Origin of the sequence: Arsukibacterium sp. MJ3 (assembly GCF_000987765.1) — a bacterium.
GTDB lineage: Bacteria > Pseudomonadota > Gammaproteobacteria > Enterobacterales > Alteromonadaceae > Alishewanella.
On record NZ_LAHP01000190.1, the window covers coordinates 1 to 426 of the forward strand.

1 pseudogene is annotated in these 426 nt (G+C 49.3%); it reads left to right on the forward strand.

The window, feature by feature from the left end:
- Positions 1 to 426: pseudogene (locus VT06_RS17445) on the forward strand (bifunctional glutamine synthetase adenylyltransferase/deadenyltransferase); the annotation flags it as partial.

The following is a 426-nucleotide window of genomic DNA, read 5'->3' on the forward strand; positions in this document are numbered from 1 at the left end:
ATTATGGCCGCTGCCCAGTATGCCGAACAGCAGCTTGCTGGGCGTTTCGGCAGGGCACTGGATAGCGAAGGGAACTCGCAACCATTAATTATTTTAGCAATGGGTAAGCTCGGCGGTAGCGAACTTAATTTCTCATCTGATATTGATTTAATATTTGCGTACCCTGAACCCGGACAAACCGAGGGCGGCCGACAAAACACTGATGTAGCGATTTACTTTAATCGCTATGCACAAATGCTGATTAAGTTACTCGACCAACCTACGGTAGATGGCCGAGCCTTTCGAATTGATCTGCGCTTGCGGCCATTTGGCCAGAGCGGCCCGCTGGTAACCAGCCTTGCTGCATTGGAAGATTATTATCATGAGCAGGGGAGAATGTGGGAACGTTACGCCCTTATTAAAGCGCGGGTGTTGAATACATCAGCT